This is a genomic window from Legionella jamestowniensis (genome assembly GCF_001467745.1).
Lineage (GTDB): Bacteria > Pseudomonadota > Gammaproteobacteria > Legionellales > Legionellaceae > Tatlockia > Tatlockia jamestowniensis.
Genome location: NZ_LNYG01000013.1, coordinates 526,386 through 541,742, shown reverse-complemented (window position 1 = coordinate 541,742; position 15,357 = coordinate 526,386). Strand labels below are relative to the sequence as shown.

The following is a 15,357-nucleotide window of genomic DNA, read 5'->3' as shown; positions in this document are numbered from 1 at the left end:
TGAATGTTTTGATTAAGGAAAATGTTTATTTTTCTTAAATGTTAGGCTATATTGTCGCGCTTAAGTTGCAGGAATAAAAACAACTTAACAACAAGTCCAATAAACAAATAAGGAAATACAGTGTTAAAGCGTTTTCGATCACGCCATCGCCCTGTTGTAGGCATGGATATAACCCCATCAGAAATTAATATTTTACAAATTTCGCAGATTGAAAATAATTGGTGCATCGAGAGCTTTGCTACAGAAAAATTGCCCCCTAATACAGTTATTGATAATCAATTTAAAAATATAGATGCCATTATACATTGTATAAAAAAAATTATATCGACCACGTCGTTGTCAGGGAATCAAGTCGTGTTGGCTATACCCGATTCGGCGATTGTGAATAAATTGGTTCAAATTAACGCGAATTTATCTGAAGAAAGAATTGAGGAAGCCGTTTATTTAGAAGCAGCCAAACAATTTAATTACCCTTTGCACGAAGTCAATCTGGATTATGTAATAAAAGGACTATCCATAAAAAATAAGGAAAAAAAGGATGTTTTGATTACTGCATGCAGGGCAGAGCAGGTTAATCAGCGTAGTGAAGCAATGAGATGTGCGGGATTATCTGCGCAAGTCATCGAACCAGAATCAAATGCTTTAGAAAGAATAATTTTTTTGCTTACAAAATCAATTAAACATCACGAAACGAAAAAAACAATTGCTGTTTTAAAAATTGTGTTATTAAAGATTCAATTGTATGTAATAAAAGAAAATAAGATAATTTTTATACACGAGGAAAGTTTAGGGAATAACCAATGGATTGCAACGTTGGCTTTACAGCAGAATTTGTTGAATAGGAAGGAGTCTTTAACGGGCTGGAATGCTCACTATCAATCCAGTTCCATCACCACAATTGAAAATCTGGAAATTATAATTCGTCAAATAAAGAAAACCCTACAGTTTTTTTATTCTACACATGCAACGGAATCTATTGAGCATCTTTTTTTAGCAGGAGAAAGAGAATTATTAATGAAACTTTGTCAACGGTTGCCAGATAAAGTGAAGATTAACGTTTCTATTGCTAATCCTTTTGCGGAAATGCTCTATTCCGCCCCTATTTGCTCTCGTCAAGTTATCGAAAAAGCACCGTCTTTATTAGTAGCTTGTGGGTTGGCACTTAGAGGATTGCAAGTTCAGCCATGACTGAGATTAATTTACTTCCATGGCGAAGGTTAAGAAAAATAGAAGGTAAAAGAAAATTTAAACTCGTAATAACTCTTGGCTTTTTTGTTGCTTTATCTTTCATCGTTATAGTCAATTTTCTGGTGAAAAATATTTTAACAAATCAAATCAATAGAAGCTATTTACTGAAGAATGAGATCAATTTATTAAATGAAAAGATTAGAGAAATATCAAAAATAAAAAGCGATATAAGGTCAATAAAAGAAAGTATTATAAACTTGTTGAAAATGCAAAATAATCCCGTCATTGTAATTCGTTTTTTTGATTGTTTATCAAAAGAAACCCCAGATAATATTCGTTTAATTTTGGTGGAGTTAAAAAACAATAAAATGATTATTAAAGGTCAATCAAAAAATCACGTTGATATTGGAAAAATGATGAGGAATATAACAAGGAACAGATGGGTATCAAATGCCAAGTTAGTTGAGATAGTTAAAAGACATGATCAAGAGGAATCCAACCGATTTAAAATGCAAGCTGATATGGAAATTCAAAATGGTCTTGAGTAAAAAATATAAGGAAGTAACTGTTCAAGTATTTGCCGAATGGATAATATTAAATAAATATTTAATTACAATGTTAGTTGTCATTTTAATGTTTGGTATTAACTATTTTTTATTTATTAGTGAAGCAAAAAAACAATATTATGCATTAAAGGCTCAAGAAATAAAGTTAAAAGCGGAGTTTGAAAAAAAGCAAAGCGTGGTTGCAACTATCGATAATTATAAAAAACAGAGAGAAAAGCTTAATACAACCTTAAATAAGATATTTAAGCTATTTTCTGACAAGAAAGATATCTCTTTTTTACCGCAAGAAATTTTTAATCTGGCAAAATCTAATCAATTAATTGTAAATTTTTTCGCACCAGTGCGTGAAATAAAACATAATTCTTATATTGAGTTACCCATTCATTTAATGATATCAGGGCATTACAGACAATTAGCAATTTTCTTGAGTAAAGTAACTCAACTTCCTTATTTAATCACCTTTGGGGATTTTAAAATAACAAAAATACCAGTTGATAAAATTCAAAAATCATCTGGCCAATTATTAATGAAAGTTACGCTTAAACTTTACCGATTACCAGTAAAATGATTTTTAAAAAAACAATGATGCTAATCGCATTTGCTTTAATGACGACCTCTTGTAGTGATGCTGATTATAAGTTAACCCACTATTTTCAGATGATAAAAAATAGGAAAACCGTGTTTCATGAAGATACTCCTTTATACAAGTCGCTAGAAAAATTTAGTTATCCATTAACCAATAAAAGAAATCCCTTTATTTACGGTGCAGAAAAAAATAGAGAAGGTGACGAAAACTCTTCAAACCAAATTTTAAATAAATTCATGTTTAATTCTTTAATGTTTGTTGGTTTATTGCATTCCTCATCAAAAAGTTGGGTATTGGTGAAGGAACCTAATGGAAAAGTCCTGGTCGTCAAGCCAGGTGATCATATCGGAAAAGAAAATGTAGAATTAATTAAAATTAAGAACGAAGTATTGTTATTCAAAACACACTATTATTCAAAAGGAAAGTGGCAACAACATATTGTTAAGATACTTTTAAAAAATAAGGATAGGAGTTGAAATTGCATAAAATGCTCATCACCTTATGTCTCCTAATTCTTTTCAACATGATTGGTATAGCTCAAACTATTTCACCACACCCAACATTAAAAAGCGAAATAGAAAGTGTAACAAAAGATAGAATTAGCAAAAGTAAATTAAGCGACAAGCGGATTTCTTTAAATTTTCAAGATATTGAGGTAAGGGCTGTTTTACAGTTATTGGCGGAATTTACTGGAACAAATATGGTTGTAAGTGATACAGTAACAGGTAAAATTACATTGAGTTTAAATGATGTAAGCTGGAATCAAGCTTTGAGTATTATTTTAACAACCCAATCTTTAGAGAAACAACGCATGGGTAATACTTTATTTATCGCACCTGCAGAAGAATTTACTAACCGCGAGAAAAAAATTCGGCAGGCAGAGTTGGAAACGAATAAATTTAAACCATTACAATCGTTGTTATTTCGAATTAAGTATGCGAAAGCGACTGATATTGCTAATGTTTTACAAGAAAAAAGTGAGGCTTTTTTATCAACTCGAGGTCGAATTGCCGTTGATGTAAGAACCAACAGTTTATGGGTGCAAGACAGCGGTAATCGATTAAAAATGATGAGAAAACTCATTGAACAACTTGATATTCCAGTAAAACAAGTGTTAATTGAAGCCCGTATTGTGAATGTTACGAAAGAATTTGCTCAAGATTTAGGATTGCGGTTTGCAGTGGCAAGGCCAGCGCACCTGAAAACTTTAAAAAAATATGACTCCTCCCAAAAAAATTCAGAGACCGCAGCTATCTCATTAACAGACCGCTTAAACTTTGATTTTGAGAGTTTGCCTACAACAGCTTCGCCTGTGTCAGTAGGAATAGCATTAGCTAAACTGAGTAATCATATACTTTTGGATTTGGAATTATCAGCACTTGAAAGTGAAGGGCGGGGAGAAGTAATATCCAGTCCTAGGTTGATAGCAACCAATCAACAGCCAGCGTTAATTGAATCAGGGGAAGAAATCCCCTATCAGGAAGCTACTTCAAGTGGAGCAACCGCCGTGGCATTTAAAAAAGCGGTGTTAAGTTTAAAAGTGACGCCGCAAATTACCCCGGATAGTAAGATTTTAATGGATCTAAAAATTAATCAGGATATACCGTCTCCAAAAGTTTTTAATGGTGTACCTACAATTCTGACAAAAGAAATTCAAACGAGTGTTTTGGTAGAGAATGGTCGTACAATTGTCTTGGGGGGTATCTATAAACAAGATAAAAATAATGAAATTAATCGAACACCTTTCCTAGGTAATTTGCCGGTTGTGAGGAACTTATTCAGGAGTCGTTCTTTATCAACAAGAAATGAGGAGTTGCTCATTTTCATTACTCCTAGGATAATATCAAACAATTTGTCGTTAAAATCCTTTAGCAACCAAAAGCAATACGGGATGAGAGGTGTAAAATTAACGAAATTTGGTAGGCGATTAGAAAAATATCATTAATTTTTCTGGAGTGTACTATGTTTAATCATGTACATGGGTGTTTCTCTCATGTCTCAGTTGAAGGGGTGTGTAATTAAAAATGAGCATAGTTAAAGTACGAAACATATTTTTAATAGGGCCGATGGGAGCAGGTAAAAGCACAATAGGCCGTACTTTGGCAAAAGAGCTCAAACTTGAGTTCTATGATTCTGACGAAGTAATAGAAGAGCGTGCAGGGGCTGACATCTCTTGGATATTTGACATTGAGGGAGAAGAAGGTTTTCGCCGTCGAGAGCAAAAAGTAATTGACGAATTAACGCAAAAAACAAATATTGTGTTGGCAACTGGTGGTGGTGTGGTAATGACACCTGAAAACCGTAATGCTCTAGCAGGACGAGGAACGGTTATTTATCTAAAAACATCTTTACAGCAGCAATATGAACGTACTAAACGAGATACTAAACGACCTTTGCTGCAAACTGAAGACTTGGAAAGCCGATTAGAAATGCTGCGGGATGAGCGAGAGCCATTTTACGATGAGTTGGCTGACATCAGTTTTGAAACGGATAAATTAACTGTCAAAGCTGTAGCAAATAATATTATAAAATACATTTATGGCGAAGTTTGACTTATATAAGGAAGTAGTAATTCATTTACCGAGTCAGGCGTATCCTATTCTTATAGGGTATAATGCTCTAAATGATAAGGAAATACTGAATCGTTATTTAGCGGGCGAGCAGGTTCTTATAGTAACCAACGAAAAGATTGCATCGCTTTACCTTAGTTATTTACAAATAGCATTTGCGGATAAACAGTGTGATGTAGTTGTTCTTCAAGATGGCGAAGAGTTTAAAAATCAGCAAAGTTTATTTGTTATTTACGATACATTAATTGCAAAGCGTCATCATCGAGATACAACTTTAATCGCCTTGGGCGGTGGTGTAATTGGTGATATTACTGGTTTTGCTGCGGCAACGTATCAGCGAGGGGTAAGATTTTTACAAATACCTACGACCTTGTTAGCGCAGGTTGATGCTTCCATCGGTGGTAAAACAGCTATCAATCACCCCTTTGCCAAAAATATGATTGGCAGTTTTCATCAACCTGCTGCAGTAATTATTGATTTAAATACATTAAATACTTTGCCAGATCGTGAGTTTCGTGCCGGATTCGCTGAAATTATTAAATATGCGTTGCTGGCAGGGGGCGAGTTTCTTGAACTGGTGTACAATGTCTTGCAAGATGGAATGAACAGTTCCCCTGATCTGGCAACTGTCATTGGCTACTGTTGTCGGATTAAGGGAGATTATGTTGAGCAGGATGAACAGGAAATAAGTGGTCTGCGTGCTTTTCTAAATCTGGGACATACTTTTGCGCATGCACTTGAAGCGTATACTCAATATAATCGATGGTTACATGGTGAAGCAGTGGCGATTGGACTTTATTGCGCTGCACTACTTTCGGAACAGTGCGCTCAACTTGATAGAAGAACAGTTGATTTAGTTGATAAGATGTTGTTAAAGGCTAAATTGCCACGACGAATTCCAAAAGATATCGATCTTGATCGCTTGCGTACAGCAATGGCCCAGGATAAAAAAATAAAAAACAAAAATTTGCACTTCATATTAATGAGAGCACCAGGAAATTGTTACATTGAAGATAAGGTATCAGAAGACTTGTTGCGCTCAATATTGCAAGCTGCAGTTGAAGGAGATTAACCGATGCAAAACTCAGTGCAAGAATCAGAAAATAAAGAAACAGCAAGCAGCCAAAACATCTTTAAACCAAGCGCCTGGCTTACCAAAATTGATTTTATCAATCACTTGATTTTATTTAACAATGCCTTAATAACAGTTTTAACGGAAGAAGGCGGAGGAAAAACAACTTTTTGTGAGTTGCTGCAAACTAGTCTGGATTCTCAAATAAAGTCCCATCTACTAAAAGCAACGCCGCCTTTCTCTCAAACTGACGTATTAGCCCAACTAGCAACGTTACTGCATTTGCGAACTGATACGGAACTTTCTTTTGCAAATCTAATACAGCAAGTTAATGAAAGAAAAGCGCATGTTGTCGTTATTATTGACGATGCGCAGCATGTGGCAGATAATTTCTTATATGAACTCTTAACAGAATTAAAACAGCAAGGGGAGCAATGCTTTTTTCATCTTTGTTTGGTTTCTGATTTTTCACTGGTAGCCAGCTTAAATAAACTAGAAGCTGCTTCTTTGGACAATTTAATTCATCGCATAGAGCCAGGTGCTTTAACAGAGATGGAAACCAAGACTTATGTATTAAGTAAACTTTCTTCACCAAAACGTATCGACCTCACCATGTCTGATAAAAGATTAGAGCAATTTTATCAATTAACTGGTGGTAATATTGCGCGCATCAATAAACAAATGATGAGTTATTTTTGTCCTGAATCACTTCGTTCTAAAGATTTGCAGAGGTCTTCCCATTCAAAATACATTGGTCTAGGGGCAACCTGTGCAGTAGCCTTATTGGCTTCAGTATACATTTGGCAAAACCAGGATTTATTGATAAATAAGAAAAACTATCCTCAAAAAAAACCTGAGATGTTGATTGCTGTCGATCAACAATTACCTTCACAACTCGCAACAGTACCGCAAATATCGGGTGAGGAATCCGCTTTAATTAGTCAAATACCCAGTTATAGCGAACGCATGGAAAGTTATATTCCTGCCTTAACCATTTCAGCTATAAGACAGGATACACAGCCATCACCTTTAAAACGTGCGATGGAAGTGGTTCTCGATGAAGAAGGCCAAGAAAATAGTTCACTGGTGGTAATGGATAGGGTTTTAGTTATTCCAAAAGCTATTGGGAAAGAACTTCCTCCTACACAGCCAGTTGCTAATTTAGAAAGAGATGTTGTGTCAATCCGAGAGGCGCCCAAACCCCTGCTGGAGCCTGCTTTTTCTCCCACGAACATGGCGATCGCCTCAAAAGCATCGAAGTATGAAATCCCACGTGGACAATATACTGTACAATTATTGGCAAGCCAGAACCTTGAAGATATCAAACGTTTTATAAACAGTCATCATTTAACGAATACAAAAATTCGCCTTGCTAAACGGCAAGGCATCAATTGGTATGTGCTGACAATGGGAGAATTTGGTCGTTTTGAACAAGCACAGCAGGCTGCCAGCAGTTTACCTACTAATCTCACCCAATATAAACCCTGGATTCGTTCCACATCAGGGCTTGCAGCTCTGGGGTAATTGATTTTTATTCAGGCTAAGTGGCGTTTTATCTTGCTGCTTAGCCCAGGTGCGATAACCTATAATGGCCATTATTGTATACAAAAGCATTAACATACTATGAAATGGCAGTTGTTTTTGAAAATACATATAGCTGTAAATTGCATCTGTAAAAAACCAGAAAATCCATGTTGTTATGTTCTTGTAACACATTAACCATTGTGCAGCCAAACTTAATGCGGTTGTCAGACTGTCGAGAATTGCTATATCCGAAGGGGTGAAAAAGTTAAGTAAGTTTAAAATTAGCAAAAAAAGAGTAAACGTGCTGCTTACAAGTGTTAACCACTGCTTTGGTGTTAATCTGGTAATCACTTGAGTAGTACTGGTGGTTGGGTTTCGCCACAAATACCAACCGTAGCAAGTACTTAAAAAATAAACTGACTCAAGCGCCATGTCTGCATAAATTCCCTTTTGCCAATATAGTGAACCGTTAACTAAGGTTGCTAACAGGCTAACAGGCCATGCTCTATTGCTGATTTGAATAAAATAATAAGTAGCCAATAAGGAGGCTACAGTTCCTAAGACATCTAAAAACATAAATTATCCCTACGACGGCATTACCCGAACAGGTTCAATGGGTATTTTCTCAGCCCTTTCGAGACAAATATGAAGTTCGTCTTAAAAGGGCACCCCTAATTTCTTAATAATCCAGGACAAGATTACACTATTTTGACTTAATTTAATACCGCCCATATGCACAAAATTACCTCAACATGAAATTCACATCATCTTCTGAATTAGTTTGCGTCATCGTGGACTATTTAACGGTGTCTGAGATATTTCATGCCTCATGTGTTATTTCACGTCAATCCTGAGCATAGCGAAGGATCCCCTCCTTAAACATAGGAAATACTTATTGGAATTCTTCATTTGTTCAGAATGATGGTATTGTCCCGAATAAAGAACTTTTTAGAAACAGAGATAATAACTTAGTTATTTGAATGGAGTATGCTTTTGCCCTGTCCTATAATTCAAGTAATTTGAATTTAAGAGAAACAAATTTTATAGTAAACTGCTAGTTATGGAAAATAGAATTTTACACTATTTAGAACTGATGTGGTCAAGGAGAGAGAGTTATGTACAAAAGAGTGTTATTCGCGACAGATTTTGATGAGGTAGGGATAAAAGCAGCTCATAAAGCGAAAAAAATTGCTGACGAAAATGGAGCGGATTTACTCTTAGTCCATGTGGTCGAGCCCATTCCTGCTTATGCGTATCCTGGTTTTGCCGGATTTGCTGAGGTTGAAGTTTCAATTCGGGAGCAGGCTGAAAAAGAATTAGCAGCTTTAGCAAAAAAACTCGGTGTCGACAGTGCACATTGCATGATTGAATTTGGTTCTACTAAAAATGAAATTTTGCGCGTCGCTAAAGAAAAGAAAATTGATTTAATTGTTACTGGAAGCCACGGAAAACATGGGTTGGCGCTTCTTTTGGGCTCAACAGCAAACGCTATTTTGCATGGCGCCGAATGTGATGTTCTTATTGTTCGACCCAAGGTTGATTAATTGAAAGTTAGTTGGGCCTTGGCCCAACTAACTTTCATGAGAGGTAGGCATAAATTTTTAAGCAATTTCCAGCGTTTCTTCTTCAAGCGATTTTATAATAGCGGGACGCTTCTGTAAGGTCGCAAAGTAACGGGGTAAGTGATCCCATCTTGTCAAGTCAATCTTATAGTTTTTTGCCCACATCAACATGACAAACATATAAGCATCAGGTAGCGTAAATTGCTCACCCATGAGATAAGGGTATTTTAATTGCTTGTCAATAAATCCTAATTTTGTTTTGATGAGTGGAATATACACTTTCTCCTTCATTTCCTGAGGAATGGTAGAATTAAATAAATTTGAAAAATTTTTGTGCAATTCTGTAGTGATGAAATTCATGCACTCAAGAATTCGATAGCGTTTAAAGTCGCCCACAGGTGCCAGCAATTCTCGGTTATTGAATTTGTCAGCCAAATACTGTTGAACTACAGCATTTTCAGTAAGTATTTGTCCATCTTCCAATTCCAGAGCTGGTACGGCACCTTTAGGGTTAATTTGTAAGTAATCTTGATCCTCTTCAGTGCGTTTCGTTTTTAGATTGACTGATTCATATTCACATTCAACACCAAGTTCATTGATAAGAATTCGCACCGCAAGAGAACAGGCTCCTTTTGTAAAATATAATTTCATAATAATCCTTTAAAATAGATGGGTTTTCATTTTTACTTGTTTAAAGTTATTTGTCGATAGATTAATACTATTAGATTCGTGTAGCTATCGTGAGCATCTCATTTAAGAGGACAGATTTTTTATGGAGTTGTTGCGAGCGCAAAGGTGGACTTTACATAGCCTTTACCCCAACTATTAGTATTTTTTTGCTATCTAATAATAAACTTGCGTTGTACTCCAAATTGACTGTTCTAATGCTATAGTTAAGAAAATGTATAAGTGGATTGAAGACAGGAACCCTAGAGGCGATGAATATAAAAAGTAGCGTCATTCAAATACTATTCATTAGTACATCGCTTCTACTTTTCAGTTGCAGTGACAAAAAAGAATCAAAACCAACCGTGCCCGAGGTGGGTGTTGTAACATTAAAGGCTGAACCTTTTATTTTAACAGCAGTACTACCAGGGCGAACTCGTCCTTTTCGCGTAGCGGAAGTAAGACCGCAGGTGAGTGGTATTATACTAAAACGACAATTTATTGAAGGGAGTGATGTACAGGAAGGTCAATCCTTATACCAAATTGATCCTGCCCCCTATCAAGCCGCTTATGATAGTGCCCAGGGGGATTTGGCAAAAGCCGAAGCGGACGCAGAAATTACCCATCTAACAGTAAAACGCTATAAACCTTTGTTGGGATCCAAATTTGTAAGCCGTCAGGATTATGATACTGCCGTTGCCAATGCCAAACAGGCTGATGCAACAGTAATAGCGGCCAAGGCTTCTTTAAAAACTGCTCACATTAATCTTATTTATACGAAAGTTATTTCTCCTATTAGCGGGCGCATTGGTAGATCAAATGTTACTGAAGGTGCTTTGGTGACGGAAAATCAGACATCCCCTTTAGCTACGGTTCAACAACTTAACCCTATTTACGTTGATGTGACTCAATCAACTACAGATTTTTTGCGCCTAAGGCGAGATTACGCCCAAGGGACATTTAAAAAAAGCAAGGATAATGTGGCAGTTGAATTAATCCTGGAAGATGGCACGCTTTATAATGAAAAGGGTACCCTGGAGTTTTCCGATGTCACTGTTGATGAAACGACAGGAACAATTACTGTACGGGCTATTTTCCCTAATCCCAAAAATGAGCTTCTTCCTGGTATGTTTGTTCGTGCCCGTTTAAAAGAGGGCGTGAAAGAAAAAGCAATTCTTGCTCCGCAGCAGGGGATTACGCGTAATCCTCGTGGCGACGCCACTGCCTTAGTCGTTGATGCCAATAGCAAAGTAGTATTACGTGATGTTAAAGCAGTGCAGGCTGTGGGCGATAAATGGCTTGTTACAAGTGGTTTGCAAGAAGGGGATAAAATTATCGTATCTGGACATATGAAGGTTAAGCCGGGTATGACGGTTACATTCATTGAGGTTAAGGCTGATGAAAAAGACAATTCAGCTGCTATCCAACCAAAGAAAACAAGGTAAGTTAAAAGATGTCTAATTTCTTTATAGACAGACCTATTTTTGCTTGGGTTTTGGCAATTCTTGTCAGTTTGGCAGGCATTATTGCTATCTTTAATTTACCGATAGCTCAATACCCAAGTGTTGCACCACCAGCCATTGAAATTCAAGCAACCTATCCTGGCGCTGATGCACAAACAGTAGAGAATACAGTAACTCAAGTTATTGAACAAAATATGAGTGGCCTGGATAACTTGATGTACATGTCGGCTCAAAGCGATTCTTCAGGTATGGTGACCATTACGCTTACGTTTGACGCAAGTGCTAATGCGGATATTGCCCAGGTTCAAGTCCAGAATAAGTTGCAATTGGCGATGCCTAGGCTCCCTCTGGAAGTTCAGACTCAAGGAATTAATGTCAAAAAATCAAGTAGCAGTTATCTGTTAGTGATCGGCGCTATTTCAGAAGATGGAAGCATGGATCAATATGATCTTGCTGATTATATAGCTTCAAGTATTCAGGATCCAGTTAGCCGTCTTAATGGTGTGGGTGATGTTGAATTATTTGGTGCACAATATGCAATGCGGGTTTGGTTAGACCCTCATAAACTAAATAATTATCAACTAATACCGGGTGACGTAATTCTGGCGATAAGAGCACAGAATAACCAGGTTGCAGCAGGACAGTTAGGGGGAACACCCGCTGTAGAGGGTCAGCAACTAAATGCCCCGATTATTGCTCAAACACGTTTACGAACCCCAGAAGAATTTGGCAACATTTTATTAAAGGTTAATAAAGATGGCTCACTTGTGCGTTTGCGTGATGTGGCCCGCATAGAACTAGGTGGTGAAAATTATACTACAATTTCTCGTTACAATGGAAAGCCAGCCGCAGGCTTGGGTGTAAAACTTGTGACAGGCGCAAACGCTATCGATACTGCGGCAGCGATTAAGCAAAAACTCGCTGAAATGGAGCCCTTTTTTCCAACGGGTTTCAAAATTGTTTACCCTTATGACACGACGCCTTTTGTAAAAATTTCGATTGAAGAGGTCGTAAAAACGCTATTTGAAGCAATGATACTTGTTTTTTTAGTGATGTATCTTTTCCTTCAAAATTTTCGTGCTACGTTAATCCCAACGATAGCTATCCCTGTTGTTTTGTTAGGAACTTTTGCCATATTGGCGGTTTTTGGATATACCATTAATACGCTTACCATGTTTGGCATGGTATTGGCGATAGGCCTACTGGTTGACGATGCAATTGTAGTCATTGAGAATGTTGAGCGCGTCATCGTTGAAGAAGGCTTAAATCCCAAAGAGGCGACCCGCCGTTCTATGGGGCAAATTCAAGGCGCTTTAGTGGGAATTGCAACCGTATTATCGGCGGTTTTTGTACCGATGGCTTTTTTTGGAGGGTCAACGGGTGCAATTTATCGTCAATTCTCTATTACCATTGTCTCGGCAATGATTTTGTCTGTTCTCGTTGCATTAATATTAACGCCTGCATTGTGTGCCACCATGCTAAAACCGATGTCACCCAGCGAAGTAAGTCATCGGAAAGGATTTTTTGGTTGGTTTAATCGTAACTTTGAGCGCGCGCAGCATCTTTATCATGATGGCGTTAAGAAAATTTTATTTCAAACAGGACGTTATCTTCTTATTTATTTAGCAATTATTTTAGGGGTGAGCTATTTGTTTTTCACATTGCCTTCTTCGTTTTTGCCTGAGGAAGATCAAGGGATGTTGTTAACTATGATTCAGTTACCTCCCGGAGCGACGCAACAGAGAACGCAAAAAGTAGCTGATCAGATCACGGATTATTATCTCACTCAAGAAAAAAATAATGTTATTTCAATCTTTACCGTAGTTGGCTTTGGTTTTAATGGCCAAGGACAAAATAATGGTATTGCTTTTATTACCTTAAAAAATTGGGATGAGAGGCAAGGATCCCAAAATAAAGTCGAAAGTATCATTAACAGGGCAACTAAAGCCTTCGCAAAAATCAAGGACGGCCTAGTTTTTCCTTTCAACTTGCCTGCGATTATCGAACTGGGTACAGCGACAGGATTTGATTTTGAGCTAATCGATAGAGCAAATCTTGGGCATGAAAAGTTGACGGAAGCGCGAAACCAACTTTTAGGAATGGTTACCAAGCATCCTGAGACACTTGTTCGTGTACGGCCTAACGGTTTGGAGGATGCGCCACAATTTAAACTTAAAATTGATCAGGAAAAAGCTGAAACCTTAGGTGTCTCTATAGCGGATATTAATCAGGCAATCGCCACTAATCTCGGTAGTACCTACGTCAATGATTTTATTGACAGAGGGCGCGTCAAAAAAGTATATGTGCAAGCTGATGCCAAATTCCGTATGCTACCTAATGACATAAAGACCTGGTATATCCGTGGAAAAGATGGTCAGATGGTACCTTTTTCAGCATTTACTGAATCGCAGTGGGAATATGGCTCGCCTCGTCTTGAAAGATACAATGGCTTGCCATCTATGGAAATTCTTGGAGAAGCTGCTCCTGGGAAAAGTACTGGTGAAGCAATGAATTTGATGGAACAGTTAGCTGCCAAATTACCTAAAGGGATTGGTTATGACTGGACTGGCATGTCTTATCAGGAGCGATTATCAGGCGCTCAAGCCCCATTGCTCTATACCATTTCCCTCATAGTAGTGTTTTTATGCCTGGCAGCGTTATATGAAAGTTGGTCTATTCCTTTTTCGGTGATGCTAGTGGTTCCCTTAGGAGTCATCGGTGCCTTATTGGCAACTTATTTCCGCGGCTTAAACAATGATGTTTACTTTCAGGTCGGATTGTTAACAACCGTCGGCTTATCGGCCAAAAATGCTATCTTGATAGTAGAGTTTGCCAAAGATTTAATGGTAAAAGAAGGGAAGGGATTAATTGAAGCAACTTTGGAAGCGTCACGGATGCGTTTACGCCCTATTTTAATGACTTCGATGGCATTTATCTTCGGCGTGCTACCTTTAGTGTTGAGTACAGGGGCAGGTTCGGGTGCCCAAAATGCTGTGGGTACTGGGGTAGCGGGCGGAATGTTTACGGCTACAGTACTCGCCATTTTCTTTGTCCCAGTATTTTTTGTGGTTATTCACCGGCGATTGGCTAGAGATACCAAAGAATAGTATTTTAATGAATTAAGAGGAGGCGATAAATCACACCATTCGGTGAATAACCTAGATTAATTTCGCAATCTGCTTGTAAACTCGGTATAATTATTTCTTTTTACTATTAATAACGCATGAAGCTGCTACGTGGATTAGAAAACACTCCTTATTTTTCACACGGCACTGTTGCAACGATTGGTAATTTTGACGGGGTACATCGTGGCCACCAGGCATTGTTAGCCAGATTACGTCTTGAGGCTGACCGAATGCAATTACCGATGGTCGTTTTATTATTCGAGCCGCAACCTGGTGAATTTTTTCGTGGCTCGCAAGCGCCGGCAAGGCTGGCAACACTGCGCGAAAAGCTGGAAGCACTTAAGCAATGTAATGTTGATTATGTCTGTTGTTTAAAATTTAATAAAAAGCTTGCTTTAATGGAAGCGGAAGATTTTGCACGACGTTATTTTTTTTCCCTATTGAAAGTAAAATATTTGTTGGTCGGTGAAGATTTTCGTTTCGGCAGACAGCGACAAGGTGATATCCATTTAATTGAGAAAGTGGCTAAAGATTATGGGGCTTGGATTGAAACATTTCCTGACGTTTCCATTGAAGGTGAAAGAGTAAGTTCCACAAAAATTAGAACGGCTTTAGCGAATGATGACCTCGCCCAAGTTTCTTTATTGTTGGGTAGGGATTATAGTCTTTGTGGGCGAGTTATAAGAGGCGATGGACGAGGAAGGCAATGGGGAATTCCTACGGCTAATCTAAGCACCCACAGACTGGCTTTGCCATTAAAAGGCGTATTCTGTATCCAGGTTAAAAGAAAGAATGTGTGGTTGACAGGTGTAGCAAACCTTGGAAGTAGGCCAACCCTAGATGGAACGAAAAATGTTTTAGAGGTTCACCTTTTTGATTTTGATGAAAGTCTATATGGGGAAATTTTACAAGTATTTTTCTTGCACAAGCTGCGAGATGAGATTAAATTTCCTTCAGTAGATGCTTTAATAAAACAAATTCATGATGATATTAATGCAGCTAGAGTTTTTTTTGCTAGTCACGCTTAATTGAACA

The 15,357-nt window shown here is 37.7% G+C and carries 14 protein-coding genes and 1 riboswitch; of the genes, 12 read left to right on the top strand and 2 right to left on the bottom strand.

What is annotated here, in order from left to right:
* The first annotated feature begins 120 nt into the window (after positions 1 to 120).
* The 8 genes from pilM (at position 121) to Ljam_RS06745 (ending at position 7,506) form a co-directional block, all read left to right on the top strand.
* A complete protein-coding gene (pilM, locus tag Ljam_RS06780; protein WP_058449363.1) occupies positions 121 to 1,188 on the top strand; it encodes a type IV pilus biogenesis protein PilM in 1,068 nt (355 codons plus the stop codon).
* On the top strand, positions 1,185 to 1,736 hold the full coding sequence (locus tag Ljam_RS06775; protein WP_058449362.1) for a PilN domain-containing protein: 552 nt from the start codon (positions 1,185 to 1,187) through the stop codon (positions 1,734 to 1,736). Before pilM ends, Ljam_RS06775 begins: the two co-directional genes overlap by 4 nt.
* Positions 1,723 to 2,322, top strand: coding sequence for a type IV pilus inner membrane component PilO (locus Ljam_RS06770; protein WP_058449361.1), 600 nt, complete (start codon positions 1,723 to 1,725; stop codon positions 2,320 to 2,322). The genes Ljam_RS06775 and Ljam_RS06770 overlap by 14 nt, the downstream gene beginning before the upstream one ends.
* A complete protein-coding gene (locus tag Ljam_RS06765) occupies positions 2,319 to 2,816 on the top strand; it encodes a pilus assembly protein PilP (RefSeq protein ID WP_058449360.1) in 498 nt (165 codons plus the stop codon). Before Ljam_RS06770 ends, Ljam_RS06765 begins: the two co-directional genes overlap by 4 nt.
* Positions 2,813 to 4,285, top strand: coding sequence for a type IV pilus secretin PilQ (locus Ljam_RS06760; RefSeq protein WP_058449359.1), 1,473 nt, complete (start codon positions 2,813 to 2,815; stop codon positions 4,283 to 4,285). The genes Ljam_RS06765 and Ljam_RS06760 overlap by 4 nt, the downstream gene beginning before the upstream one ends.
* A gap of 79 nt (positions 4,286 to 4,364) precedes the next feature.
* Positions 4,365 to 4,892 carry a shikimate kinase AroK gene (gene aroK / locus Ljam_RS06755; RefSeq protein ID WP_045106431.1) on the top strand — a complete coding sequence of 176 codons (528 nt, stop codon included), beginning with the start codon at positions 4,365 to 4,367 and terminating at the stop codon, positions 4,890 to 4,892.
* Positions 4,879 to 5,982, top strand: coding sequence for a 3-dehydroquinate synthase (gene aroB / locus Ljam_RS06750; protein WP_058449358.1), 1,104 nt, complete (start codon positions 4,879 to 4,881; stop codon positions 5,980 to 5,982). Before aroK ends, aroB begins: the two co-directional genes overlap by 14 nt.
* A gap of 3 nt (positions 5,983 to 5,985) precedes the next feature.
* Complete coding sequence (locus tag Ljam_RS06745) at positions 5,986 to 7,506, top strand: AAA family ATPase (protein WP_058449357.1); 1,521 nt, start codon at positions 5,986 to 5,988, stop codon at positions 7,504 to 7,506.
* On the opposite strand, the gene pnuC is transcribed toward Ljam_RS06745, so the two are convergent.
* Positions 7,483 to 8,082 carry a nicotinamide riboside transporter PnuC gene (pnuC, locus tag Ljam_RS06740; protein WP_058449356.1) on the bottom strand — a complete coding sequence of 200 codons (600 nt, stop codon included), beginning with the start codon at positions 8,080 to 8,082 and terminating at the stop codon, positions 7,483 to 7,485. The two genes, Ljam_RS06745 and pnuC, sit on opposite strands and share 24 nt — an antisense overlap.
* Positions 8,071 to 8,189, bottom strand: a riboswitch (TPP riboswitch). (Overlaps the previous gene by 12 nt.)
* Positions 8,190 to 8,621: 432 nt before the next feature.
* Here pnuC and Ljam_RS06735 point away from each other — a divergent pair.
* Positions 8,622 to 9,050, top strand: a complete 429-nt coding sequence (locus Ljam_RS06735) for a universal stress protein (RefSeq protein WP_058449355.1) — start codon at positions 8,622 to 8,624, stop codon at positions 9,048 to 9,050.
* Between the two features lie 57 nt (positions 9,051 to 9,107).
* Here Ljam_RS06735 and gstA read toward each other — a convergent pair whose 3' ends face one another.
* On the bottom strand, positions 9,108 to 9,719 hold the full coding sequence (gene gstA / locus Ljam_RS06730; RefSeq protein ID WP_058449354.1) for a glutathione transferase GstA: 612 nt from the start codon (positions 9,717 to 9,719) through the stop codon (positions 9,108 to 9,110).
* 287 nt (positions 9,720 to 10,006) lie between these two features.
* On the opposite strand from gstA, the gene Ljam_RS06725 reads away from it, so the two are divergent.
* The 3 genes from Ljam_RS06725 to ribF all read left to right on the top strand — a co-directional run bounded on the left by Ljam_RS06725 (position 10,007) and on the right by ribF (position 15,350).
* The gene (locus Ljam_RS06725) at positions 10,007 to 11,179 is read left to right on the top strand and encodes an efflux RND transporter periplasmic adaptor subunit (protein WP_058449353.1); all 1,173 of its coding nucleotides are present in this window, start codon (positions 10,007 to 10,009) and stop codon (positions 11,177 to 11,179) included.
* 8 nt (positions 11,180 to 11,187) lie between these two features.
* The gene (locus Ljam_RS06720) at positions 11,188 to 14,304 is read left to right on the top strand and encodes an efflux RND transporter permease subunit (RefSeq protein WP_058449352.1); all 3,117 of its coding nucleotides are present in this window, start codon (positions 11,188 to 11,190) and stop codon (positions 14,302 to 14,304) included.
* A 116-nt stretch (positions 14,305 to 14,420) separates the two neighbouring features.
* Positions 14,421 to 15,350 (top strand): bifunctional riboflavin kinase/FAD synthetase, encoded by a 930-nt coding sequence (ribF, locus tag Ljam_RS06715; protein ID WP_058449351.1) that lies wholly within the window; start codon positions 14,421 to 14,423, stop codon positions 15,348 to 15,350.
* Positions 15,351 to 15,357: the final 7 nt, after the last annotated feature.

Excerpts from the sequence above, each read along its gene's own strand:
- pnuC (WP_058449356.1), bottom strand. The coding sequence starts at position 8,082 with ATGTTTTTAGATGTCTTAGGAACTGTAGCCTCCTTATTGGCTACTTAT.
- ribF (WP_058449351.1), top strand. The coding sequence starts at position 14,421 with ATGAAGCTGCTACGTGGATTAGAAAACACTCCTTATTTTTCACACGGC.
- Ljam_RS06765 (WP_058449360.1), top strand. The coding sequence starts at position 2,319 with ATGATTTTTAAAAAAACAATGATGCTAATCGCATTTGCTTTAATGACG.
- Ljam_RS06725 (WP_058449353.1), top strand. The coding sequence starts at position 10,007 with ATGAATATAAAAAGTAGCGTCATTCAAATACTATTCATTAGTACATCG.
- Ljam_RS06735 (WP_058449355.1), top strand. The coding sequence starts at position 8,622 with ATGTACAAAAGAGTGTTATTCGCGACAGATTTTGATGAGGTAGGGATA.
- Ljam_RS06770 (WP_058449361.1), top strand. The coding sequence starts at position 1,723 with ATGGTCTTGAGTAAAAAATATAAGGAAGTAACTGTTCAAGTATTTGCC.
- aroK (WP_045106431.1), top strand. The coding sequence starts at position 4,365 with ATGAGCATAGTTAAAGTACGAAACATATTTTTAATAGGGCCGATGGGA.
- Ljam_RS06775 (WP_058449362.1), top strand. The coding sequence starts at position 1,185 with ATGACTGAGATTAATTTACTTCCATGGCGAAGGTTAAGAAAAATAGAA.
- gstA (WP_058449354.1), bottom strand. The coding sequence starts at position 9,719 with ATGAAATTATATTTTACAAAAGGAGCCTGTTCTCTTGCGGTGCGAATT.
- Ljam_RS06720 (WP_058449352.1), top strand. The coding sequence starts at position 11,188 with ATGTCTAATTTCTTTATAGACAGACCTATTTTTGCTTGGGTTTTGGCA.
- Ljam_RS06745 (WP_058449357.1), top strand. The coding sequence starts at position 5,986 with ATGCAAAACTCAGTGCAAGAATCAGAAAATAAAGAAACAGCAAGCAGC.
- aroB (WP_058449358.1), top strand. The coding sequence starts at position 4,879 with ATGGCGAAGTTTGACTTATATAAGGAAGTAGTAATTCATTTACCGAGT.